This is a genomic window from Pseudomonas mangiferae (genome assembly GCF_007109405.1).
In the GTDB taxonomy this organism is placed as follows: domain Bacteria; phylum Pseudomonadota; class Gammaproteobacteria; order Pseudomonadales; family Pseudomonadaceae; genus Pseudomonas_T; species Pseudomonas_T mangiferae.
The window spans coordinates 196,668-218,462 of sequence record NZ_VJOY01000002.1 but is presented as its reverse complement, the minus strand read 5'-3'; the positions used below and the strand labels follow the sequence as shown (position 1 = coordinate 218,462).

19 protein-coding genes are annotated in these 21,795 nt (G+C 68.1%); 11 read left to right on the top strand and 8 right to left on the bottom strand.

Annotated features, from left to right (window positions below; translation table 11 throughout):
• Positions 1 to 34: 34 nt before the first annotated feature.
• From FM069_RS03265 to mreB, 4 genes are all read right to left on the bottom strand, one after another.
• The gene (locus FM069_RS03265) at positions 35 to 625 is read right to left on the bottom strand and encodes a Maf family protein (protein WP_143486849.1); all 591 of its coding nucleotides are present in this window, start codon (positions 623 to 625) and stop codon (positions 35 to 37) included.
• A gap of 50 nt (positions 626 to 675) precedes the next feature.
• Positions 676 to 1,164, bottom strand: a complete 489-nt coding sequence (mreD, locus tag FM069_RS03260; protein WP_143486848.1) for a rod shape-determining protein MreD — start codon at positions 1,162 to 1,164, stop codon at positions 676 to 678.
• Positions 1,164 to 2,300, bottom strand: coding sequence for a rod shape-determining protein MreC (gene mreC, locus FM069_RS03255; protein ID WP_233281978.1), 1,137 nt, complete (start codon positions 2,298 to 2,300; stop codon positions 1,164 to 1,166). Before mreC ends, mreD begins: the two co-directional genes overlap by 1 nt.
• 143 nt (positions 2,301 to 2,443) lie before the next feature.
• Positions 2,444 to 3,481, bottom strand: a complete 1,038-nt coding sequence (gene mreB / locus FM069_RS03250) for a rod shape-determining protein MreB (RefSeq protein WP_143486846.1) — start codon at positions 3,479 to 3,481, stop codon at positions 2,444 to 2,446.
• A 352-nt stretch (positions 3,482 to 3,833) separates the two neighbouring features.
• Between mreB and gatC the strand changes: the two genes are divergently transcribed.
• The 3 genes from gatC (at position 3,834) to gatB (ending at position 7,185) form a co-directional block, all read left to right on the top strand.
• Complete coding sequence (gene gatC / locus FM069_RS03245) at positions 3,834 to 4,121, top strand: Asp-tRNA(Asn)/Glu-tRNA(Gln) amidotransferase subunit GatC (RefSeq protein ID WP_143486845.1); 288 nt, start codon at positions 3,834 to 3,836, stop codon at positions 4,119 to 4,121.
• Between the two features lie 15 nt (positions 4,122 to 4,136).
• A complete protein-coding gene (gatA, locus tag FM069_RS03240; RefSeq protein ID WP_143486844.1) occupies positions 4,137 to 5,588 on the top strand; it encodes an Asp-tRNA(Asn)/Glu-tRNA(Gln) amidotransferase subunit GatA in 1,452 nt (483 codons plus the stop codon).
• A 148-nt stretch (positions 5,589 to 5,736) separates the two neighbouring features.
• Positions 5,737 to 7,185, top strand: a complete 1,449-nt coding sequence (gene gatB, locus FM069_RS03235) for an Asp-tRNA(Asn)/Glu-tRNA(Gln) amidotransferase subunit GatB (RefSeq protein WP_143486843.1) — start codon at positions 5,737 to 5,739, stop codon at positions 7,183 to 7,185.
• Positions 7,186 to 7,269: 84 nt separating this feature from the next.
• Here the strand turns inward: gatB and FM069_RS03230 are convergent, their stop codons facing one another.
• The 4 genes from FM069_RS03230 to FM069_RS03215 all read right to left on the bottom strand — a co-directional run bounded on the left by FM069_RS03230 (position 7,270) and on the right by FM069_RS03215 (position 11,119).
• Complete coding sequence (locus FM069_RS03230; protein ID WP_143486842.1) at positions 7,270 to 8,211, bottom strand: AEC family transporter; 942 nt, start codon at positions 8,209 to 8,211, stop codon at positions 7,270 to 7,272.
• 110 nt (positions 8,212 to 8,321) lie between these two features.
• Positions 8,322 to 9,263, bottom strand: a complete 942-nt coding sequence (locus tag FM069_RS03225; RefSeq protein WP_143486841.1) for a 2-hydroxyacid dehydrogenase — start codon at positions 9,261 to 9,263, stop codon at positions 8,322 to 8,324.
• A 4-nt stretch (positions 9,264 to 9,267) separates the two neighbouring features.
• The gene (locus FM069_RS03220; RefSeq protein WP_143486840.1) at positions 9,268 to 9,828 is read right to left on the bottom strand and encodes a response regulator transcription factor; all 561 of its coding nucleotides are present in this window, start codon (positions 9,826 to 9,828) and stop codon (positions 9,268 to 9,270) included.
• A 34-nt stretch (positions 9,829 to 9,862) separates the two neighbouring features.
• Positions 9,863 to 11,119 (bottom strand): ATP-binding protein, encoded by a 1,257-nt coding sequence (locus FM069_RS03215; RefSeq protein ID WP_143486839.1) that lies wholly within the window; start codon positions 11,117 to 11,119, stop codon positions 9,863 to 9,865.
• 181 nt (positions 11,120 to 11,300) lie between these two features.
• Here FM069_RS03215 and FM069_RS03210 point away from each other — a divergent pair, with 181 nt between their 5' ends.
• The 8 genes from FM069_RS03210 to FM069_RS03175 all read left to right on the top strand — a co-directional run bounded on the left by FM069_RS03210 (position 11,301) and on the right by FM069_RS03175 (position 21,435).
• Positions 11,301 to 12,014, top strand: coding sequence for an SIMPL domain-containing protein (locus FM069_RS03210; RefSeq protein ID WP_143486838.1), 714 nt, complete (start codon positions 11,301 to 11,303; stop codon positions 12,012 to 12,014).
• Positions 12,015 to 12,228: 214 nt separating this feature from the next.
• Positions 12,229 to 13,830, top strand: coding sequence for an ABC transporter substrate-binding protein (locus FM069_RS03205; protein ID WP_143486837.1), 1,602 nt, complete (start codon positions 12,229 to 12,231; stop codon positions 13,828 to 13,830).
• A 382-nt stretch (positions 13,831 to 14,212) separates the two neighbouring features.
• Positions 14,213 to 15,652: an OprD family outer membrane porin gene (locus FM069_RS03200; protein ID WP_143486836.1), complete on the top strand. Its 1,440-nt coding sequence runs from the start codon at positions 14,213 to 14,215 to the stop codon at positions 15,650 to 15,652.
• A 47-nt stretch (positions 15,653 to 15,699) separates the two neighbouring features.
• A complete protein-coding gene (locus tag FM069_RS03195) occupies positions 15,700 to 17,292 on the top strand; it encodes an ABC transporter substrate-binding protein (protein WP_143486835.1) in 1,593 nt (530 codons plus the stop codon).
• Positions 17,293 to 17,373: 81 nt separating this feature from the next.
• Complete coding sequence (locus FM069_RS03190; protein WP_143486834.1) at positions 17,374 to 18,384, top strand: ABC transporter permease subunit; 1,011 nt, start codon at positions 17,374 to 17,376, stop codon at positions 18,382 to 18,384.
• Between the two features lie 87 nt (positions 18,385 to 18,471).
• The gene (locus tag FM069_RS03185; protein WP_178106653.1) at positions 18,472 to 19,383 is read left to right on the top strand and encodes an ABC transporter permease subunit; all 912 of its coding nucleotides are present in this window, start codon (positions 18,472 to 18,474) and stop codon (positions 19,381 to 19,383) included.
• 109 nt (positions 19,384 to 19,492) lie between these two features.
• Entirely contained in the window at positions 19,493 to 20,467 is a 975-nt protein-coding gene (locus FM069_RS03180; protein WP_143486833.1) for an ABC transporter ATP-binding protein, read from the top strand.
• A complete protein-coding gene (locus FM069_RS03175) occupies positions 20,464 to 21,435 on the top strand; it encodes a peptide ABC transporter ATP-binding protein (protein WP_143486832.1) in 972 nt (323 codons plus the stop codon). Before FM069_RS03180 ends, FM069_RS03175 begins: the two co-directional genes overlap by 4 nt.
• Positions 21,436 to 21,795: the final 360 nt, after the last annotated feature.

The window sequence follows — 21,795 nt, the reverse complement described above, 5'->3', positions numbered from 1 at the left end:
ATTCCCTGGAACGGCTGGGGGAGGCGCGAGGGGATCAGGCGCTGGTCGGACCCCAACAACGGATACCGAAGTCTGCCAGCAGTTCCGCCGTTTCGCACAACGGCAGGCCGACCACCGCGGAGTAGCTGCCTTCCAGGCCCAGGACGAAGACCGCGGCAAGCCCCTGGATGCCATAGCCACCCGCCTTGTCCCGCGGCTCGCCGGTGTCCCAGTAGGCCTCGGCCTCCCCCGGGCGCAAGGCGCGGAAGCTCACCCGGCTGCGGACCACCCGCGCCACGCAGCGGCCTTCGCCGGCCACGGCGACGGCGGTAAGCACATCGTGGGTGCGCCCGGACAGCGCCTGCAGCATGGCCAACCCGTCGGCGCGGTCGCGGGGCTTGCCGAGGATGCGGCCATCCAGCACCACCGCGGTGTCGGCGCCCAGCACGCAGCCATCGGCCGCGCCGAGAGTGGCGCGACCAGCCAGGGCCTTGCCCCGGGCGAGGCGTTCCACGTAGGCAGCGGGCGCTTCGTCGGTCAGGGGCGTTTCGTCGATCGCCGCGGCGATCACGGTGCAGGGGACGGCGATCTGCGCCAGCAATTCGCGCCGGCGCGGTGAGGCGGAGGCCAGGTAGAGCGTGGCCATGGGGACATCTCCCTGTCGAGGTGACGGGCCGCGGCCTGCGCCGCGCCCGCTCAGTTGACGTTCAGGCGCAGCCGCAGGCTGCGCAGTACCGCGAAGATCCACGGCCAGAGCAAGGCGCTGATCAGCGCCGGTAGCAGGAATACCAGGGTCGGCGGGCGGTTGCCGGTGAGGGCGTTGAGCCACAGCTGCACCAGTTGGGCGATGCCGAATACCACCATCAGCACCAGGCATTGCTGCCAGATGGGGAACAGTCGCAGCCGCTGGTGCAGGGCCAGCACCAGGAAGGTGATGAGGGTCAGCACCAGGGCGTTCTGCCCCAGCAGCGAGCCGTACAGCACGTCCTCGGCCAGGCCCAGCAGCCAGGCGCCGGTCATGCCGATGCGGTGGGGCAGCGCCAGCACCCAGTAGGCGAGGAACAGCGCCGGCCACAGCGGGCGGCCGATCTCCATGAAGCTCGGCAGGGGCGCCACGCTGAGCAGCAGCGCCAGCACCAGGGTGAACCAGATCACCCAGCCGTTGCGCGGACGCAGACCGACCATCAGTGGTCCCTCGGGGGCTTGGACGACGGAGTCGCCGCGGGTTTGGGAGCGCCCGGTTTGGCCGGCGTTCCGGTGGCCGGCATTCCGGTGGCCGGCACTCCGGTGGCCGGCGTGCTGGCTGTAGGCTTGGCGGCCGACGCTCCGGGGGCCGGCGCCGCGCCAGGCTTGGCCGCCGGCACCGAGGTTGCCGCGCCAGTGGCCGGCGTTCCGGTACCGGATGCCCCTGCTCCCGGCGCGGCGGCAGCGGGGGTGCCGCTGGCCGGGGCGGTCGATGACTCGGCCGGAGTCGCCTGCTGGCCGGCGGCCTTGCGGTCGGCTTCTTCCTGGGCCTGGGCGGCATCGTTGGCGCGCTGCTCGGGGGAGCGGTTGTCGCTGAACACAAGCAGCAGGTAGCGGCTGCGGTTCAGGGCGGCGGTGGGCACGGCGCGGACGATGGCGAACGGCTGGCCGGAGTCGTGGATGACTTCCTTGACCGTGGCCACCGGATAACCGGCAGGGAAGCGCTGGCCGAGGCCGGAACTCACCAGCAGGTCGCCCTCCTTGATGTCCGCGGTGTCGGCCACGTGGCGCAGTTCCAGGCGCTCCGGGTTGCCGGTACCGCTGGCGATGGCGCGCAGGCCGTTGCGGTTGACCTGCACCGGGATGCTGTGGGTGGTGTCGGTGAGCAGCAGCACCCGCGAGGTGTAGGGCATGACCTCCACCACCTGGCCCATCAGGCCGCGGGCATCCAGTACCGGCTGGCCGAGGAACACGCCGTCCTTGCCCCCCTTGTCGATGAGGATGCGGTGGGTGAAGGGGTTGGGGTCGACGCCGATCAGCTCGCCCACCAGTACCTTCTCGTCCACCAGGGCAGAGGAATTGAGCAGCTCCCGCAGGCGTACGTTCTGTTCAGTAAGGGTGGCCAGCTTCTGCAGGCGGCGCTGCAGCAGCAGGGACTCGGCCTTGAGCTTCTCGTTCTCGGCGATCAGCACGCTGCGGCTGTTGAACTGGTCGCTGATGCCTTCCCAGGCGCGCACGGGCAGGTCCGCCAGCCAGTAGAACGGCGTGAGCACCAGGCCCATCTGGCTGCGCATCGGCTTCAGGGTGTCGAAGCGCGCATCCACCACCATCAGCACGACTGACAGGACGGTCAGCACCAGCATGCGGACGCTGAGCGAAGGACCCTTGGCGAATAGCGGTTTGATGGCGTGTTCCTCGCGGCGGCGGAACGGGATACCCGGACAGCGCGCGGACGCCGGTCCGCGCGCTGTCTGTCAGCCGTCCCGAGCGTAAGCGGCTCTTATTCCGTCGACAACAGGTCCATCGCGTGACGGTCCATCATTTCCAGCGCCCGGCCACCGCCGCGAGCCACGCAGGTCAGCGGGTCCTCGGCGACGATCACCGGCAGGCCGGTCTCCTGGGACAGCAGCTTGTCCAGGTCGCGCAGCAGCGCGCCGCCACCGGTCAGCACCAGGCCGCGCTCGGCGATGTCCGAGGCCAGTTCCGGCGGGGATTGCTCCAGGGCGCTCTTCACCGCCTGGACGATGGTGGCCAGGGATTCCTGCAGCGCTTCGAGGACTTCGTTGGAGTTCAGGGTGAAGCTGCGCGGCACGCCTTCCGCCAGGTTGCGACCGCGCACGTCGATCTCGCGGATCTCGGCGCCCGGGAAGGCGGTACCGATCTCCTGCTTGATGCGCTCGGCGGTGGATTCGCCGATCAGGCTGCCGTAGTTGCGGCGCACGTAGGTGACGATGGCTTCGTCGAAGCGGTCGCCGCCGACCCGCACGGATTCGGCGTAAACCACGCCGTTGAGGGAGATCAGGGCGATCTCGGTGGTGCCGCCGCCGATGTCGACGACCATGGAGCCGCGGGCCTCTTCCACCGGCAGGCCGGCGCCGATGGCGGCGGCCATGGGCTCTTCGATGAGGAACACTTCGCGGGCGCCGGCGCCCAGGGCCGATTCACGGATGGCGCGACGCTCGACCTGGGTCGACTTGCAGGGGACGCAGATCAGCACGCGGGGGCTGGGCTGCAGGAAGCTGTTCTCGTGAACCTTGTTGATGAAGTACTGCAGCATCTTCTCGCAGACGCTGAAGTCGGCGATCACGCCGTCCTTCATGGGGCGGATCGCGGCGATGTTGCCAGGGGTACGGCCGAGCATGCGTTTGGCTTCGGTGCCCACCGCGACGACGCTTTTCTGCGTGCCGTGGGTCCGGATGGCGACCACGGACGGCTCGTTCAGCACAATGCCGCGCTCGCGCACATAAATCAGGGTGTTGGCCGTACCCAGGTCGATCGACAGATCGCTGGAGAACATGCCACGCAGTTTTTTGAACATGGGGAAAAAACCCTAGACAGAGCGTGGGGAAAAACGCTGGGTAAAAAGTGCGGCAAACTCTAACAACGACGCTCCCTTTGGGCAAGGCGAAGGGCGGCTTTCCCGGTGGATGGCGCCCGATCGCCGCAGGCTGCCCCCGACCGCGCCACGCCTGGGGCGCCGGCCACCCGGGCACCCCGGCGGACGTGGCCCGTGGCCATCTACCGAGGGGACCGGCCGACGTGCTAAATTGCCGGTTTTTTCCGGGCCCCTCGCAGGCCTTCCATCGCGGCCATGACCGCCCCGGCCGCCGACGCGCGAGCCGGTCGCCGCACGCTCCGGTCATGCCGCCGCTATCCGCAGGAGAACCCCGATGGCGCTTGAACGCTCCGACGTGGAGAAGATCGCCCATCTGGCCCGCCTGGGCCTGAATGAAGCCGAGATTCCGCGCACCACCGACACCCTCAACAGCATCCTCGGCCTGGTCGACGCCATGCAGGCGGTGGACACCGACGGCATCGAGCCTCTCGCCCATCCCCTGGAAGCCACCCAGCGCCTGCGCCCCGACGCCGTCACCGAAGCGAACCACCGCGACGACTACCAGGCCATCGCGCCGGCCGTGGAAAACGGCCTCTACCTCGTGCCGAAAGTAATCGAATAAAGGAAAGGGTTTCCCATGCACCGACTGACCCTGGCCGAGATCGCCCGCGGCCTCGCCGCCAAGACGTTTTCCTCGGAAGAACTCACCGGCGCGCTGCTGGCGCGCATCCGCCAGCTCGACCCGCAGCTCAACAGCTTCATCACCGTGACCGACGAGCAGGCCCTGGCTGCGGCCCGTGACGCCGACGCCCGTCGCGCCGCCGGCGAGACCGGCGCGCTGCTGGGCGCGCCCATCGGCCACAAGGACCTGTTCTGCACCGACGGTGTGCTGACCACCTGCGCCTCGAAGATCCTCCACAACTTCAAGGCGCCCTACGACGCCACCGTGGTGGCGAAGCTCAAGGCCGCCGGCACCGTCACCCTGGGCAAGCTGAACATGGACGAGTTCGCCATGGGCTCGGCCAACGAGTCCAGCCACTACGGCGCGGTGAAGAACCCCTGGGACCTGGAACGGGTGCCCGGCGGCTCGTCGGGCGGCAGCGCCGCCGCGGTGGCCGCGCGCCTGCTGCCGGCCGCCACCGGCACCGACACCGGCGGCTCGATCCGCCAGCCAGCCGCGCTGACCAACCTCACCGGGATCAAGCCCACCTACGGCCGCGTCTCGCGCTGGGGCATGATCGCCTACGCCTCCAGCCTCGATCAGGGCGGCCCGCTGGCCCGCACCGCCGAGGACTGCGCCCTGCTGCTGGGCGCCATGGCGGGCTTCGATCCCAAGGACTCCACCAGCGTCGACCAGCCGGTGGACGACTACCTGGCCGCCCTGGACAAGCCCCTCGCGGGCCTGCGCATCGGCCTGCCGAAGGAGTACTTCGGCGCCGGCCTGGACGCGCGCATCGCCGACGCGGTGATGGCGGTGGTAGACGCCCTGAAGGCGCTCGGTGCCACGGTCAGGGACGTCAGCCTGCCGAACCTGCAGCATGCGATCCCCGCCTACTACGTGATCGCCCCGGCCGAGGCCAGCTCCAACCTGTCGCGCTTCGATGGCGTGCGCTTTGGCTACCGCTGCGAAGACCCCAAGGACCTTACCGACCTGTACAAGCGCTCCCGCGCCGAAGGCTTCGGCGAGGAAGTGAAGCGGCGCATCATGGTGGGCACCTATGCCCTGTCCGCCGGCTACTACGACGCCTACTACCTGAAGGCGCAGAAGATCCGCCGGCTGATCAAGAACGACTTCGTCGCGGCCTTCGACGCGGTGGACGTGATCCTCGGCCCGACCACGCCGAACCCCGCCTGGAAGCTGGGCGAGAAAGGCGGCGACCCGGTGTCGGCGTACCTGGAAGACATCTACACCATCACCGCCAACCTCGCCGGCATCCCCGGGCTGTCCATGCCCGCCGGGTTCGTCGACGGGCTGCCGGTGGGCGTGCAATTGCTGGCGCCTTATTTCCAGGAAGGCCGCCTGCTCAACGTCGCGCACCAGTACCAGCAGGTCAGCGACTGGCACACCCGCACCCCGGCCGGATTCTGAGCGCCTGCCGGCGATCCGGCCGGGCACTTTCCGGGCCGGATCGAGGCGGGCGAAAAGCGCGGCTCACGCGCAGCACACGAGCATTGAGCCTGTCGTCGACGCCGCCTGGGCATACAGGGCGGATCGAGCGGGCTCGGAGGACACGCACATGCAATGGGAAACCGTGATCGGGCTGGAAATCCACGCCCAGCTCGCCACCCGCTCGAAGATTTTCTCCGCCAGCGCTACCACCTTCGGCGCCGAACCCAACACCCAGGCCAGCCTGGTGGACCTGGGCATGCCCGGGGTGCTGCCGGTGCTCAACGAGGAAGCGGTGCGCATGGCGGTCACGTTCGGCCTGGCCATCGAGGCCGAGATCGGCCGGCGCAACGTCTTCGCCCGCAAGAACTACTTCTACCCCGACCTGCCCAAGGGCTACCAGACCAGCCAGATGGACCACCCGGTGGTGGGCAAGGGCTTCCTGGACATCACCCTGGACGACGGTACGGTCAAGCGCATCGGCATCACCCGCGCGCACCTGGAGGAAGACGCCGGCAAGAGCCTGCACGAGGACTTCCAGGGCATGAGCGGCATCGACCTCAACCGCGCCGGCACGCCGCTGCTGGAGATCGTCTCCGAGCCGGACATCCGCAGCGCCAAGGAGGCCGTGGCCTACGTCAAGGCGATCCACGCCCTGGTGCGCTACCTGGGCATCTGCGACGGCAACATGGCCGAAGGCTCCCTGCGCTGCGACTGCAACGTCTCGGTACGGCCCAAGGGCCAGGAAGCCTTCGGCACCCGTGCCGAGATCAAGAACGTCAACTCCTTCCGCTTCATCGAGAAGGCCATCAACCACGAAGTCCAGCGCCAGATCGAACTCATCGAGGACGGCGGCAAGGTAGTCCAGGAGACCCGCCTGTACGACCCCAACAAGGACGAGACCCGTTCCATGCGCAGCAAGGAGGAAGCCAACGACTACCGTTACTTCCCCTGCCCCGACCTGCTGCCGGTGGTCATCGAAGACGCCTTCCTGGACACCGTGCGCGCCAGCCTGCCGGAACTGCCCACGGAGAAGCGCGAGCGCTTCCAGTCGCAGTTCGGCCTGTCCGCCTACGACGCCAGCGTGCTCTCCGCCAGCCGCGAGATGGCCGACTACTTCGAGCAGGTCCAGCAGGCCTGCGGCGACGCCAAGCTGGCCGCCAACTGGGTGATGGTGGAGCTGTCCAGCCTGCTCAACCGCGAAGGCCTGGAGATCGAGCAGTCGCCGGTCAGCGCCGGGCAGCTGGGCGGGATGATCCTGCGGATCAAGGACGACACCATCTCCGGCAAGATCGCCAAGATGGTCTTCGAGGCCCTGGCCGCCGGCGAAGGCGCCAGCGCCGACGAGATCATCGAGAAGAAAGGCCTCAAGCAGGTCACCGACGCCGGTGCCATCGAGGCGATGCTGGACGAGGTGCTGGCGGCCAACGCCGAGCAGGTGGACCAGTACCGCGCCGCCGACGAGGCCAAGCGCGGCAAGATGTTCGGCTTCTTCGTCGGCCAGGCGATGAAGGCCTCGAAAGGCAAGGCCAACCCCGGCCAGGTCAACCAGTTGCTGAAGAAGAAGCTGGAAGGCTGATCCCGGGTCGCGTCCGCCGTCCACGAGGGCGGCGGGCGCGTGCCCTCTCCGCGCACCGCCCCGTCCCCGCGCCCGCCCGTGGCGTCAGATCACCCCACTCCACTTCAGCACGAACAGCCCGACGTTGGTGGTGACCACCGCCGCCAGGGTGGTCAGCACGATGATGGTGGCCGCCAGTTGGTGGTTGCCGCCCGCGGCTCGCGCCATGACGAAGCTGGCGGCGGCGGTGGGGCTGCCGAAGTAGAGGAAGAGGATCGCCAGTTCCGCGTTGCGGAACCCCCACAGCCAGGCGCCGAAGGTCGCCAGCGCCGGCAGCCAGACCATTTTCATCAGGCTGGCGCTGATGGCCAGGCCGCTGCTTTCCCGCAGCGACGCCAGGGACAGGGTGCCGCCGATGCAGATCAGCGCCAGGGGCAGGCTCATCTGGGCGAAGTACTCCCCCGAGGTGTTGAGCCAGGCGGGCAGGTGGATCTTCCAGTAGGCGAAGGGGATCGCGCTGACGACGCCGATGATCAGCGGGTTCTTCAGGATGCTCTTGGAGATGCTCCAGGCGTCGGACTTCACCGTCGGGCTATAGAGGGCCAGGACAATGGCGGACAGTGTGTTGTAGGCGAGGATCACCACCCCGGCGAGGATGCCGCCCAGGGACAGCCCGTAGTCGCCGTACATGCTGGTGGCCAGGGCCAGGCCGACGATGCCGTTGTTGCCGCGGAACGAGCCCTGGGTGTAGACGCCGCGGTCGGCGTGGGGGCAGCGCCAGCAGGCCCAGCCCCAGGCCAGCAGGAACCCCGCCACGGTGGCGCAGACGAAATAGCCCAGCACTGCCGGCTGCAGGGCGGCCGTGAGGTCGGCGTGGACGATGCCGAGGAACAGCATCACCGGCATGGTAGCGTTGAACACCAGGGCCGAGGCGGTGTTGATGAAGGCCGTATCGATCCAGCCGACGCGCTTGAGGGCCACGCCGAGGAACAGCATGGCGAACACCGGCGCGGTGATGTCCAGGCTTTGCAGGAACAGAGGAAACATGCCGGCCCGACTGCTAAATGGGTAGGGAGCTAATCATAACCACGTCGGGCCCGCCGCAGGGAAGCCCGGCGTTCAGCGGGAGCGGCGGCGAAAAGGGATGCAGGCGAGGATCAGACCGGCGTCAGCAGGCGGCCACGGCCCAGGAACGCCGCCAGGTTGTCGAACACCAGGTTCTCCATGGCCAGGCGGGTCTCCAGCGTGCCGCTGCCGATGTGGGGCAGCAGCACCACGTCGTCCCGGGTCCGCAGGGCGTCCGGTACGTTCGGCTCGTCGGCATACACGTCCAGCCCGGCACCGCCCAGGCGGCCTTCCTCGAGGGCACGGACCAGGGCCGCTTCGTCCACCACTGAGCCCCGGGCGATGTTGATCAGGATGCCCTCGGGGCCCAGGGCATCCAGCACCTCGGCGGATACCAGGTGGTGGGTGCGCGGCCCGCCGGGGCAGGTCAGCACCAGGAAGTCGGCCCAGCGGGCCAGCTCCAGCAGGGACGGCTCGTAGCGGAACGCCGCTTCCGGCGCCGGCCGCGCGTTGTGGTATTGCACGGCCATGGCGAAGCCCAGGGCGCGGTGCGCCACGGCCCGGCCGATGCGGCCCAGGCCGACGATGCCCAGGCGCTTGCCGCTGACCTGCCGCCCCAGGGGAAAGCTGCCGGACAGCCAGCCGCCGGCGCGGACGAAACGGTCGCTCGCGCTCATGCGCCGGGCGCAGTCGAGGATTAGCCCCAGGGCCAGGTCGGCCACGCAGTCGTTGAGCACGTCGGGGGTGTTGCTGATGACGATGCCGCGGCGCCGGGCCGCGTCCACGTCGATGGCGTCGTAGCCCACGCCAAAGCTGCAGATCGCCCGCAGGCCGGGCAGCGCGTCCAGCAGTGCCTGGTCGCAGCCATGGCGGGACGAGGTGACCAGCACCTCGACCGCGGCGCCGTGGGCCCGTAGCCAGGCCGCCGGGTCCGGCTGGCGCCACAACGGCACCCCGCCATGGCTCTGTGCCAGGCGCGCATCGAAGCGGTCGTTGACCGGGCCGAGCTGGAGGAAGCGCGGGGCGGCCTGCATGGCCTCAGCGCCGTACCGGCCGCTTCTGCAGCTTGCGCTGCAGGGTACGGCGGTGCATGCCCAGGGCCCGGGCGGTGGCGGAGATGTTGCCGTCGTGCTCGGCCAGCACCCGCTGGATGTGCTCCCACTGCAGGCGATCCACCGACATGGGGTTCTCCGGCACCAGGCTGTCCAGGTCGGCATGCTCGGAGAGCAGTGCGGTGAGCACGTCGTCGGCGTCCGCCGGCTTGCACAGGTAATTGCAGGCGCCGCGCTTGATGGCCTCAACGGCTGTGGCAATGCTGGAGTAGCCAGTGAGGATCACCACCCGCATCTCCGCGTCCAGCTCCAGCAGCTTGGGCAGCAGCACCAGGCCGGAGTCGCCGTCCATCTTCAGGTCCACCACGGCGTAGTCCGGCAGGTCGTCCCGGGCCAGGCGCAGGCCTTCGTCCGCCGATCCGGCGACCGACACCCGCAGGCCGCGACGACTCATGGCGCGGGCCATCACCCGGGTGAACGTGGCGTCGTCATCCACCAGCAGCAGGTGGGGATGCTCTTCGCCTTCGAACAGCGACTCTTCGCTCATATCGACTCCTTGCAGGGCGGATGCCCCGGCGGCCTCAGCGGACACCGTAGGCTCTCGGCAGGCGCAGCTCGGTGAGCGTGCCGCCCTCTTCGTGGTTATACAGCTTAACTGTGCCACCGGCACGGGTGACGCTGGCCTGGCTGAGGAACAGGCCGAGGCCGAAGCCCTTGCCCTTGGTGGTGAAGAACGGCCGGCCCAGTTGCTCGGCGATGGCCAGGGGCACCCCAGCACCGTGGTCGCGGATGCTCAGCACCAGCCACTGGGGGTCCCAGTCGAGGCGGATGTCCAGCTCGTCGGGGCAGGCGTCGGCCGCGTTGTTGAGCAGGTTCAGCAGGGCCTGGGTGAGGTCCGCCGGCGGCATCAGCCGCGGCGGGGTGCCGCGGCCCAGGCACTGGTAGCGGTAGGTGGCCTCGGGGCGCATCAGGTGCCAGCGGTTGAGGGTGGTTTCCAGCCACTCCACCGCGGTCTGCTCCGCCACCGCCTGGCGCCGGTCGGCCTCGGCGGCACGCACCAGCTGCTGCAGGGTGTCCTTGCACAGCTTGACCTGCTCCTGCAGCAGCGCCAGGTCGTCCTGCAGTGCCGGGGTGTCGCGGTGCTCCTGACGCAATTCCTTGAGCAGCACGCTCATGGTGGCCAGAGGCGTACCCAGCTCATGGGCGGCGCCGGCGGCCTGGGTGGCCACGGCCAGCAACTGCTGGTCGCGCATGTCTTCCTCGCGACGCTGGGCGCGCAGCTGTTCCTGGCGGCGCAGTTCCTCGGCCATCTTCGCGGCGAAGAAGGTGATCAGCGCGGCAGCCATGGCGAAGCTCAGCCACATGCCGTAGATCAGCATCGTCTCCCGGGGCCGGGTGTGCATTTCCAGGGGGTGGTACCAGACCAGCAGCCCGGTGTAGGCGGCCAGGGCCAGCCCCGAGAGCATCATCGAGTAGAACCACGGCAGGGTCGCCGCAGCGATGGTCAGGGGCACCAGGTAGTAGGAGACGAAGGGGTTGGTGGAGCCGCCGGAATAGTAGAGCAGGACGCTGTGGATAATCAGGTCGCAGGCCAGTTGCCCGGCGTATTCCAGCTCGGTGACCGGCCAGGGGCCGCGCAGGCGCAGCGCGGTGACCAGGCAGACCACCGCCGACACTCCCAGGGTGATGCCCAGTTGCAGCCACGGCAGCGGCAGCAGGTCGGCACGGTAGGCGATGCCCACGGAGCCGGCCTGGGCGGCCAGCACCAGCACACGGATCAGGGTCAGGCGCCACAGGTTCTGCCGGCTCGCCGACAGCAATTGGACGGGTGTGTGCATAAGACTCCGGGATGCCCTCTCAGCGCCCGGCGAGTATAACCAGTGGCCGCCAGCGCCTGCTGCGCTGCGGCAACTCGCCGCACGCCGCGGGGTGCGCGGCTGAACAGGGGCGGCCCGGCCGGGTCAATAGCAGCGTCACCGGGCCGGCGCGCCCGTTCGCTCGATCCCACAAGGAGTCGCCATGCTTGCCTCGATCCGCTTCGCCGCCACCGCCACCCTGCTCGCCGCCTCCGTGGCCAGCCTCCACGCCCAGGCCGACGAGCCCCGCTACAACCAGGTCGCGCTGAGCGCGCGGGTCAGCCAGGACGTGCCGCGGGACTTGATGAACGTCACCCTCTACAGCGAAGAACAGGACAGCGACCCGGCCAAGCTGGCCGAGCGCGTCACCACCGGCCTCAACGCCGCCATCGAACGCGCGCGCAAGGTCCAGGGGGTGAAGATCACCCAGGGCAGCCGCAACAGCTACCCGGTCTACGACGACAAGGGCCAGCACATCACCGGCTGGCGCGAACGTGCCGACATCCGCCTGGAGAGCGCCGATTTCGCCGCCCTGGCGAAACTCACCGCGGAACTGCTGCAGCAGTTGAAGATGGGCGGGATGAACTTCGACATCGCCGACGCCACCCGCAAGCAGAACGAGGACGGGCTGATGAAGGACGCGGTGAACGCCTTCAAGGCAAGGGCGCAACTGGCCACCGAGGCCCTGGGCGGCAACGGCTACAAGCTGGTGAGCCTGAACCTCAACGCCAGCGGCTTCGAGCCCATGCCGCGCATGCGCATGGCGGCGATGAAGTCCATGGGCGCCATGGATGCCGCACCTTCGCCGGAAATCGAAGCCGGTACCAGCGAAGTGACGGTGAATGCCGAGGGGATCATCGAGGTGCAGATGCCCTGATCCGGTGCGCCGCCGTGGGCAGTCATGGCGGCGCTTCGCCACCTTCCCGAAACACTTTTTCATAAATGCGACACGTCCGTACAAGTTAGCCACAGCGACCCGGCACAGCATCGCTTAGCGCTTGCACAGGGCATATCGCATGCATAGTTTCACGCAAGGCACCCCCACGAGGGGGCCCCTCAAGATGACAACCACAAAAATACCTGAGGCTCACATGCGTAAAAACGCCGTCATCCAGGCCCTGCTGACCGCAGGGCTGATCGCCAGCGCACCCCTTACCCACGCCGCTGGCAATCTGGTCTACTGTTCCGAAGGCAGCCCCGCCGGCTTCGATCCCGGCCAATACACCACCGGAACCGACTTCGATGCCTCGGCGGAAACCCTCTTCAACCGATTGACCCAGTTCGAGCGCGGCGGCACCCAGGTGATCCCCGGCCTGGCTACCACCTGGGATGTCTCCGAAGACGGCCTCACCTACACCTTCCACCTGCGCGAAGGCGTGAAGTTCCACACCACGGACTACTTCAAGCCGACCCGGGACTTCAACGCCGACGACGTGCTGTTCACCTTCCAGCGCATGCTCGACAAGGAACACCCGTTCCGCAAGGCGTACCCCACCGAATTCCCCTACTTCACCGACATGAGCATGGACAGCAACATCGCCAAGGTGGAGAAGGTCGACGACCACACCGTGCGCTTCGTGCTCAACGAAGTGGACGCCGCGTTCATCCAGAACCTGGCCATGAGCTTCGCCTCCATCCAGTCCGCCGAGTACGCCGACGCGCTGCTGAAGAAGGGCAAGCCCCAGGAGATCAACCAGAAGCCCATCGGCACCGGCCCGTTCGTGTTCAGCCGCTACCAGAAGGACGCCCAGATCCGCTTCAAGGGCAACAAGGACTACTGGAAGCCGGAGGACGTGAAGGTCGACAACCTGATCTTCTCCATCAACGCCGATGCCTCGGTGCGCATGCAGAAGCTCAAGGCCGGCGAATGCCAGGTCACCCTCTTCCCCCGCCCGGCCGACCTGGATTCCCTGAAGAACGACGCCAACCTGAGCATGCCGTCCCAGGCCGGCTTCAACCTGGGCTACCTGGCCTACAACGTCACCCACAAGCCTCTGGACAAGCGCGACGTGCGCGAGGCCCTGGACATGGCGGTGAACAAGGAAGCCATCATCAAGGCGGTCTACCAGGGCGCCGGCCAGCTGGCGGTGAACGCCATGCCGCCGACCCAGTGGTCCTACGACGACACCATCAAGGGCACCGCCTACGACCCGGAGAAGGCCAAGGAGCTGCTCAAGGCCGCCGGCATCGCCGAAGGCACCGAGATCACCCTGTGGGCCATGCCGGTGCAGCGCCCGTACAACCCCAACGCCAAGCTGATGGCCGAGATGATCCAGTCCGACTGGGCCAAGGTGGGCATCAAGGCGAAGATCGTCAGCTACGAGTGGGGCGAGTACATCAAGCGCTCCAAGGCCGGCGAGCATGACGCCATGCTGATCGGCTGGAGCGGCGACAACGGTGACCCGGACAACTGGCTGGGCACTCTGTACGGCTGCGATGCCATCAACGGCAACAACTTCTCCAAGTGGTGCGACGCCCCCTACGACAAGCTGATCAAGTCGGCCAAGCGCACCACCGACCAGGCCCAGCGCACCGAGCTGTACAAGCAGGCCCAACAGATCATCAAGCGCGAAGTGCCGATCACCCCGATCGCCCACTCCACCGTCTACCAGCCGATGCGCAAGAACGTGCAGGACTTCAAGATCAGCCCGTTCGCCCTCAATTCCTTCTACGGCGTGAGCGTCGGGAAGTAACCACCCACCACTGAACCACCCGCCCAGATGCGCCGGACGCGATCCGTCCGGCGCGATCTGCGGCGACCCGTACCCGCGTTTCGCGCCGGGCCACAAGCCCGGTGGCGGCGCAGAACCGGACGCGATGCGATCCATCCGTCCACAGCATGAAGGGAAGCAACCGTGCGATCAGCCAGATACCGCCTCTACCCGAACCTTTCGCGGCCCCTCGCCGGCGCCGGTTCGCCCGTCACGCCCCCCGGTCCGTCACGGCTCCTGGCCTAGCGGTCCGCGTCACGACACCACAAGAACCGAACCCCAACCCGTCCGATCGGCAGTCGCGCATCCATGTGCGGCCTTGGGCCTGGATCGCAGCCGGACATACCAAGGAAGGAGCAAAAAAATGAGAAAAACCAGCCTGACCCTTGCCATTGCGTTCGCCAACGTCGCCCTGGGCCTCGCCCACGCCGACGACACCGGCCAGTCTCCACAACCCGAAGACCCCAACTACACCAACCAGCTGCAGACCATCCCCAGCGTCGAGAAGCCGATCACCGGCCAGGAAGGCGCCAAGGGCTTCTTCGAGGACGACCACCTCACCTTCACCACTCGCAACCTGTTCGCGCGGGAAACCGGTTATCGCGGCAATGGCTTCAAGATCAGGAAGGATGGCGGCGTGATCGAGCCGACCCGCCGCCGCTACACCTGGGTCGAGGGTAACGTGCTGAAGTACAGCTCGGGCTATACCCAGGGCCCGGTGGGCTTTGGCATCGACGTGGCCGGCTTCGCCGAGATCGCCCTGGAGCGGGGCCACGGGCGCATCGCCGGTGGCGGCAACCGCACCCTGGCCGACAGCGACGGCGACGCCATCCCGATGTGGTCCAAGCTGGGGGTCGCCGACGTACGCTTCCGCGTCTCCAACACCGAGCTGAAGGCGGGTCGCTTCCTGGTGGACACCCCGGTGTTCAGCTACTTCGACAACCGCGCCATGCCCTCCAGCTTCACCGGGTTCGGCCTGACCAGCGAGGAACTCAAGGACCTCCAGGTGCAGGCGGGCACCTTCACCCGGGTCAGCCCGCGGACCGGCGCCGGCGACGAGCACTTCACCACTGAGTACGGCACCCGCGAGGTGGACGCCGACCGCCTGAGCTACGTCGGCGCCAACTACCGGTTCTTCGACAGCCTGCAGGCCAGCGCCTACTACTCGCGCTTCGAGGACGTCTGGAACCAGTACTACGGCAGCCTCACCCACGAAGCCGGCGACGCCAAGGACCTGGCCTTCAAGACCAGCTTCAACTGGTATCACACCGACGACGAAGGCAGCCGCAAGTCCGGTTACATCGACAACGACGCCTGGAGCCTGGCGGTGACCGCGACCCACGGCGCCCACAGCCTGACCCTGGGCTGGCAGCAGATCGACGGCGACGAGTACTTCGACTACGTCCACGAGACCGCGGCGATCTACCTGGCCAACTCCCTGTTCTCCGACTACAACGGGCCGAACGAGAAGTCCTGGCAGGTGCGCTACGAGACCGACTGGGGCCAGTTCGGCGTGCCGGGCCTGAGCACCTCCCTGTGGTACGCCCGCGGCTGGGACATCGACGGCACCCACTACGACGGCGGCCGCAACGGCAAGTACGCCAACTATGCGGAAGTCCTGCAGCAGGACGGCGAGAAGCACCACGAGTACGCCCTGGTGACGGTCTACAAGGTGCCCGAAGGCACCCTGAAGAACAGCCAGTTCAAGGTGGGCTACTTCTCCCACCGTGCCACGCAGAACCAGGTGGACGGCAGCTTCGACGAGATCCGCGTGACCACCACCCTGCCCTTCGAACTGCTGTGAGCGCCGAACCCGCCGCACGCCGCGGCCGACCAAGGAGGTCACCTTCCATGCCGTTTTTCCGCAATGCCCTGAGCATCGCCCTGCTCGCCGCCGGCGCCTGCGTCGCCCAGGCCAAGCCCCTGGTGGTGTGCACCGAAGCGTCGCCGGATGGCTTCGATATCGCCCAGTACACCACCGCCGTCACCGCCGACGCCTCGGCCGAGACCCTCTACGACCGTCTGGTGCGCTTCACCCGCGGCACCACCCAGGTGGAGCCGGGCCTGGCCGAGCGCTGGGAAATCAGCCCGGACGGGCTCACCTACACCTTCTTCCTGCGCAAGGGGGTCAAGTTCCACACCACCGAGTACTTCAAGCCGACCCGGGAATTCAATGCCGACGACGTGCTCTGGAGCTTCGAGCGCCAGCGCGATGCCAAGCACCCCTGGCACGACCAGGCGGCGCGCGGCTTCCCGTTCTTCGAGTCGATGGAGTTCGGCAGCCTGATCGGCAACATCGAGAAGCTCGACCCGTACACCGTGCGCTTCACCCTGACCAAGCCCCAGGCGCCGTTCCTCGCCGACCTGGCCATGGGCTTCACCTCGATCTACTCGGCGGAATACGCCGACGCGCTGCTCAAGGCCGATACCCTCGACAAGCTCAACAGCCAGCCGGTGGGCACCGGGCCGTTCGTCTTCCAGCGCTACGCCAAGGACGCGCAGATCCGCTTCAAGGCCAACCCGGACTACTGGGACGGCGTGCCTCCCAGCGAGAAGCTGCTGTTCTCCATCACCCCCGACTCCAACGTGCGCCTGCAGCAACTGCGCGCCGGCGCCTGCCAGATCGCCCTCTACCCGCGGCCGTTCGACGTGCCGGGGCTGCGCAAGGACGACAAGCTGGCGGTGCTGGAGATGGACTCGCTGCTCACCTCCTACGTCGGCATCAACGCCGCCCACCCGCCCCTGGACGACGTGCGGGTGCGCCAGGCGATCAACCTGGCGGTGGACGGCAAGGCCTACATCGACGCGGTGTTCGGCCCGGACGCCGCCACCCAGGCGGTCAACCCCTACCCGTCCACCATGCTGGGCTACGATGACAGCATCACGCCCTGGCCCCACGACCCGGAGCGGGCGAAGAAGCTGCTGGAAGAAGCGGGCCACAAGGACGGCTTCAAGCTGACCATCTTCACCCGTCCCGGCGGCGGCCCCACCAACCCCAACCCGGCCTTGGGCGCGCAGATGCTCCAGGCCGACCTGAAGGCCGTGGGGATCGAAGCGGAGATCCGGGTGATCGAATGGGGCGAGATGATCAAGCGGGCGAAGGCCGGTGAGCACGACCTGGTGTTCATGGGCTGGGCAGGCGACAACGGCGACCCGGACAACTTCCTGTCGCCGAATCTCTCCTGCGCCGCGGTCACCAGCGGCGAGAACTACTCGCGCTGGTGCGACAAGGCCTTCGATTCGCTGATCACCCAGGCCCGGGAGAACAACGACCCGGAACAGCGCGCGGCGCTCTACCGCAAGTCCCTGGCGATCTTCCACGAGCAGGCGCCGTGGATTCCCCAGGCGCACCCGCGGCAGTTCACCGCGCTGAGCAAGGACGTCGACGGCTTCGTGCAGAGCCCCCTGGGCTCCAACAACTTCGCCAAGACGAAACGGAAATAAGAAGAGTACGCCCCGTGCCCGCGCCCCTGCGCGGGCACGCGGGAGGCCATGCCACCTGATGATGCGGAGTACCCCCGAACAATGTTGTCCTTTATCGTTCGACGCTTTGGTCTGCTGATCCCGACCTTCTTCGGCGTCACCCTGCTGACCTTCGCCCTGATCCGGCTGATCCCCGGCGACCCGGTGGAAGTGATGATGGGCGAACGTCGCGTCGACCCGCAGATGCATGCGGCCGCGATGCACCGCCTGGGCCTCGACAAGCCGCTGCCGCAGCAGTACCTCGACTACATCGGCAAACTCGCCAAGGGCGATCTGGGCGAGTCGCTGCGCACCCGCGAGAGCGTCTGGCACGAATTCCTCACCCTGTTCCCGGCGACCCTGGAGCTGGCCATCGCCGCCCTGCTGTTCGCCGGGACCCTGGGCCTGCTGGCCGGGGTGATCGCCGCCCTCAAGCGCGGCTCGCTGTTCGACCATGGGGTGATGGGCCTGTCCCTGGCCGGCTACTCCATGCCGATCTTCTGGTGGGGCCTGATCCTCATCATGTTCTTCTCGGTGAGCCTGGGCTGGACGCCCGTCTCCGGGCGCATCGACCTGCTCTACGACGTCGAGCCGGTAACCGGCTTCATGCTCATCGACACCCTGCTGGGGGACGAGGAAGGCGCCTTCCTCGACGCCCTGCGCCACCTGATCCTGCCCGCCATCGTGCTGGGCACCATCCCCCTCGCTGTGATCGCCCGGATGACCCGCTCGGCGATGCTCGAGGTGCTGCGCGAGGACTACGTGCGCACCGCCAAGGCCAAGGGCCTGTCGCCGTCCCGGGTGGTGTTCATCCACGGTCTGCGCAACGCGCTGATCCCGGTGCTGACGGTGTTCGGCCTGCAGGTGGGCACGCTGCTGGCCGGTGCCGTGCTGACCGAGACCATCTTCTCCTGGCCGGGCATCGGCAAGTGGCTGATCGAGTCGATCGGCGCCCGGGACTACCCGGTGGTGCAGAACGGCATTCTGCTGATCGCCTGCCTGGTGATCCTGGTCAACTTCGCGGTGGACGTCTTCTACGGACTGGCCAACCCGCGCATCCGCCACCAGAGCTGAGGACGCCGCCATGCCCCGCATCCGTTTCCCGTCGTCCCGGCGCCCCGCCGCGACCCGCGCTTCCACCGTTTTCGCCGAGGTCCGCCCATGACCAGCCTGACCACCCCCCTGCCCGTCGACCAGAGCCTGCTCTACCCGTCGCCGCTGAAGGAATTCTGGCGCGCCTTTTCCCACAACAAGGGCGCCCTCGCCGGCCTGCTGTTCATGCTGGTGATCGTCTTCTGCGCGCTGTTCGCCCCCTGGGTGGCGCCCTATAGCCCCAGCGAGCAGTTCCGCGACTTCCTGCTCACCCCGCCGGCCTGGCTCGAAGGTGGCCAGGGGCGCTTCCTGCTGGGCACCGACGAACTGGGCCGCGACCTGCTCTCACGGCTGATCCACGGTTCGCGGCTGTCGCTGATCATCGGCCTGTCCTCGGTGGTCATGTCGCTGATCCCGGGGATCGTCCTGGGCCTGGTGGCCGGCTTCTTCCCGCGGCTGATCGGCCCGGCGATCATGCGCCTGATGGACATCATGCTGGCGCTGCCCTCGCTGCTGCTGGCGGTGGCCATCGTCGCCATCCTCGGCCCAGGCCTGATCAACACGGTGATCGCCATCGCCGTGGTGTCCCTGCCGTCCTACGTGCGCCTGACCCGCGCCGCGGTGATCGGCGAACTGAACCGCGACTACGTCACCGCCGCGCGCCTGGCCGGCGCCGGCCTGCCGCGGCTGATGTTCATCACCGTGCTGCCCAACTGCATGGCGCCGCTGATCGTCCAGGCCACCCTGAGCTTCTCCTCGGCGATCCTCGACGCTGCGGCCCTGGGCTTCCTCGGCCTCGGCGTGCAACCGCCGACCCCCGAGTGGGGCACCATGCTGGCCTCCGCTCGGGACTACATCGAACGCGCCTGGTGGGTGGTCTCGCTGCCCGGCCTGACCATCCTGCTCAGCGTGGTGGCCATCAACCTGATGGGCGACGGGCTGCGCGACGCCCTTGACCCGAAACTGAAGAACGCCGCCTGAGGAGATGACGATGAACAGTCCCGTTGCCGTACTCGCCCACTCCCACCGGGCGCCGCCCGCCCCCGTCCCCGCCGTCCACGACGGCACCGACGCCCGACAGGAGCCCGCCATGAGCCTCCTCAGCATCAAGAACCTCAGCGTCCGCTTCGGCGGCCGCGACGCCGTGCCGGTGGTGGACGGCCTCGACCTGACGGTGAATGCCGGAGAAGTGCTGGCCATCGTCGGCGAATCCGGCTCCGGCAAGTCGGTGACCATGATGGCCCTGATGGGCCTGGTGGAAGCCCCCGGCATCGTCACCGCCGACCGCCTGGAATTCGACGGCACCGACATGCTCACCCTCAAGGGCCGCCAGCGCCGGCACATCGTCGGCAAGGATCTGGCGATGATCTTCCAGGACCCGATGACCGCCCTGAACCCCAGCTTCACCATCGGCTACCAGATCGAGGAAGTGCTGCGCCAGCACCTCGGCCTGCGCGGCCGCGCCGCCCGGCAACGGGCCCAGCAGTTGCTGGAGCGGGTGGAGATCCCCGGTGCCGCCAGCCGCCTGGACGCCTACCCGCACCAGCTCTCCGGAGGCATGAGCCAGCGGGTGGCCATCGCCATGGCCATCGCCGCCGAGCCCAAGCTGCTGATCGCCGACGAACCCACCACCGCCCTGGACGTAACCATCCAGGCGCAGATCATGGACCTGCTGCTGGACCTGCAGCGCGATCAGGGCATGGGGCTGGTGCTGATCACCCACGACCTGGCGGTGGTGGCGGAAACCGCCAACCGGGTCTGCGTGATGTACGCCGGCGAGGCGGTGGAGCTGGGCCAGGTGCCGCGGCTGTTCAACGCCCCCACCCACCCCTACACCGAGGCCCTGCTCAAGGCGATCCCCGAACACAGCCAGGGCGCCCGCCGCCTGTCGACCCTGCCGGGCATCGTTCCCGGTCGCTACGACCGGCCCCAGGGCTGTCTGCTGTCGCCCCGCTGCCCCTATGTCACCGATCACTGCCGCGCCCAGCGGCCGACCCTCGACCCGCACCCCTTCGGCGCCGTGCGCTGCTTCTACCCGCTGAACCTGACCGAGGTGACCCGATGACCGCCGTACTCAATGCCCGCGACCTGACCCGTCACTACCTGGTCTATCGCGGCCTGTTCAAGGGCTATGCCACGGTCCAGGCGCTCAACGGCGTGTCCTTCGAGCTGGAGGCGGGCAAGACCCTGGCGGTGGTGGGCGAATCCGGCTGCGGCAAGTCGACCCTGGCCCGCGCTCTGACCCTGATCGAGGAGCCCACCGCCGGCTCGCTGCAGATCGCCGGGCAGGAAGTCGCCGGGGCCGACCGCCAGGAACGCAAGCAGCTGCGCCGCGACGTGCAGATGGTCTTCCAGAACCCCTACGCCTCCCTCAACCCGCGGCAGAAGATCGGCGACCAACTGGCCGAGCCGCTGACCATCAACACCTCGGAATCCCGCGGCGAGCGCCGCGAGAAAGTCCAGACCATGATGCAGAAGGTGGGCCTGCGCCCGGAGCACTACCAGCGCTACCCGCACATGTTCTCCGGCGGCCAGCGCCAGCGCATCGCCCTGGCCCGGGCCATGATGCTCAACCCCAAGGTGCTGGTGGCGGACGAGCCTACCTCGGCCCTGGACGTGTCGATCCAGGCCCAGGTGCTGAACCTGTTCATGGACCTGCAGGAGGCCTTCAACACCGCCTACGTGTTCATCTCCCACAACCTGGCGGTGGTCCAGCACGTGGCCGACGACGTGCTGGTGATGTACCTGGGCCGCCCCGCGGAGATGGGGCCCAACGAGTTGATCTACGCGCGCCCGCTGCACCCGTATACCAAGGCGCTGCTGTCGGCCACGCCCACCATCCACCCGGACCCGGCGAAGCCGAAGATCAAGATCGCCGGCGAGCTGCCCAACCCCCTCAACCCGCCCTCCGGCTGCGCCTTCCACAAGCGCTGCCCCTACGCCACCGAGCGCTGCTCGGTGGAGATCCCGCCCCTGCGTCCCCTGGACGGCCGCCACGTGGCCTGCCACCACGCGGAGCAGATCAACGCCTGACCCTTCCGGGGGCGGTTTCAGCCGCCCCCACGCCTCTCGCGACGCCCTGGCGGCGTAGCGGTGGCGCCCGCGACGTCCCGCACGGGGCCGCGCTGGCCGCCCACCCTTCGTTCCTCGCAAATCAGGGTTCCCCCGAAGTTTCCGCTTCGGGGCGTCCCCGGATGCCCACGAAAAACTATCAGAAATGACAGGCACGACCGGTCGAGGGCCTATCTAGTCTGTTTTCGTGCAGGCCGCTGCAAGGTGGCGCGCCCTACTTGAAGGGCAGCATCCGGCCTGTCGCAGCGGACCGCTGACGTCCGCACTGGATACGCCCGGGTACGGCCAGGACGGCCCCCGGGAGGAGTGATGTTCGGAGAT

What these genes read in the sequence shown, in the direction of transcription:
- FM069_RS03265 (WP_143486849.1), bottom strand. Translation starts at nt 625, where the DNA reads ATGGCCACGCTCTACCTGGCCTCCGCCTCACCGCGCCGGCGCGAATTG.
- mreD (WP_143486848.1), bottom strand. Translation starts at nt 1,164, where the DNA reads ATGGTCGGTCTGCGTCCGCGCAACGGCTGGGTGATCTGGTTCACCCTG.
- mreB (WP_143486846.1), bottom strand. Translation starts at nt 3,481, where the DNA reads ATGTTCAAAAAACTGCGTGGCATGTTCTCCAGCGATCTGTCGATCGAC.
- gatC (WP_143486845.1), top strand. Translation starts at nt 3,834, where the DNA reads ATGGCGCTTGAACGCTCCGACGTGGAGAAGATCGCCCATCTGGCCCGC.
- gatA (WP_143486844.1), top strand. Translation starts at nt 4,137, where the DNA reads ATGCACCGACTGACCCTGGCCGAGATCGCCCGCGGCCTCGCCGCCAAG.
- gatB (WP_143486843.1), top strand. Translation starts at nt 5,737, where the DNA reads ATGCAATGGGAAACCGTGATCGGGCTGGAAATCCACGCCCAGCTCGCC.
- FM069_RS03230 (WP_143486842.1), bottom strand. Translation starts at nt 8,211, where the DNA reads ATGTTTCCTCTGTTCCTGCAAAGCCTGGACATCACCGCGCCGGTGTTC.
- FM069_RS03225 (WP_143486841.1), bottom strand. Translation starts at nt 9,263, where the DNA reads ATGCAGGCCGCCCCGCGCTTCCTCCAGCTCGGCCCGGTCAACGACCGC.
- FM069_RS03220 (WP_143486840.1), bottom strand. Translation starts at nt 9,828, where the DNA reads ATGAGCGAAGAGTCGCTGTTCGAAGGCGAAGAGCATCCCCACCTGCTG.
- FM069_RS03215 (WP_143486839.1), bottom strand. Translation starts at nt 11,119, where the DNA reads ATGCACACACCCGTCCAATTGCTGTCGGCGAGCCGGCAGAACCTGTGG.
- FM069_RS03210 (WP_143486838.1), top strand. Translation starts at nt 11,301, where the DNA reads ATGCTTGCCTCGATCCGCTTCGCCGCCACCGCCACCCTGCTCGCCGCC.
- FM069_RS03205 (WP_143486837.1), top strand. Translation starts at nt 12,229, where the DNA reads ATGCGTAAAAACGCCGTCATCCAGGCCCTGCTGACCGCAGGGCTGATC.
- FM069_RS03200 (WP_143486836.1), top strand. Translation starts at nt 14,213, where the DNA reads ATGAGAAAAACCAGCCTGACCCTTGCCATTGCGTTCGCCAACGTCGCC.
- FM069_RS03195 (WP_143486835.1), top strand. Translation starts at nt 15,700, where the DNA reads ATGCCGTTTTTCCGCAATGCCCTGAGCATCGCCCTGCTCGCCGCCGGC.
- FM069_RS03190 (WP_143486834.1), top strand. Translation starts at nt 17,374, where the DNA reads ATGTTGTCCTTTATCGTTCGACGCTTTGGTCTGCTGATCCCGACCTTC.
- FM069_RS03185 (WP_178106653.1), top strand. Translation starts at nt 18,472, where the DNA reads ATGACCAGCCTGACCACCCCCCTGCCCGTCGACCAGAGCCTGCTCTAC.
- FM069_RS03180 (WP_143486833.1), top strand. Translation starts at nt 19,493, where the DNA reads ATGAGCCTCCTCAGCATCAAGAACCTCAGCGTCCGCTTCGGCGGCCGC.
- FM069_RS03175 (WP_143486832.1), top strand. Translation starts at nt 20,464, where the DNA reads ATGACCGCCGTACTCAATGCCCGCGACCTGACCCGTCACTACCTGGTC.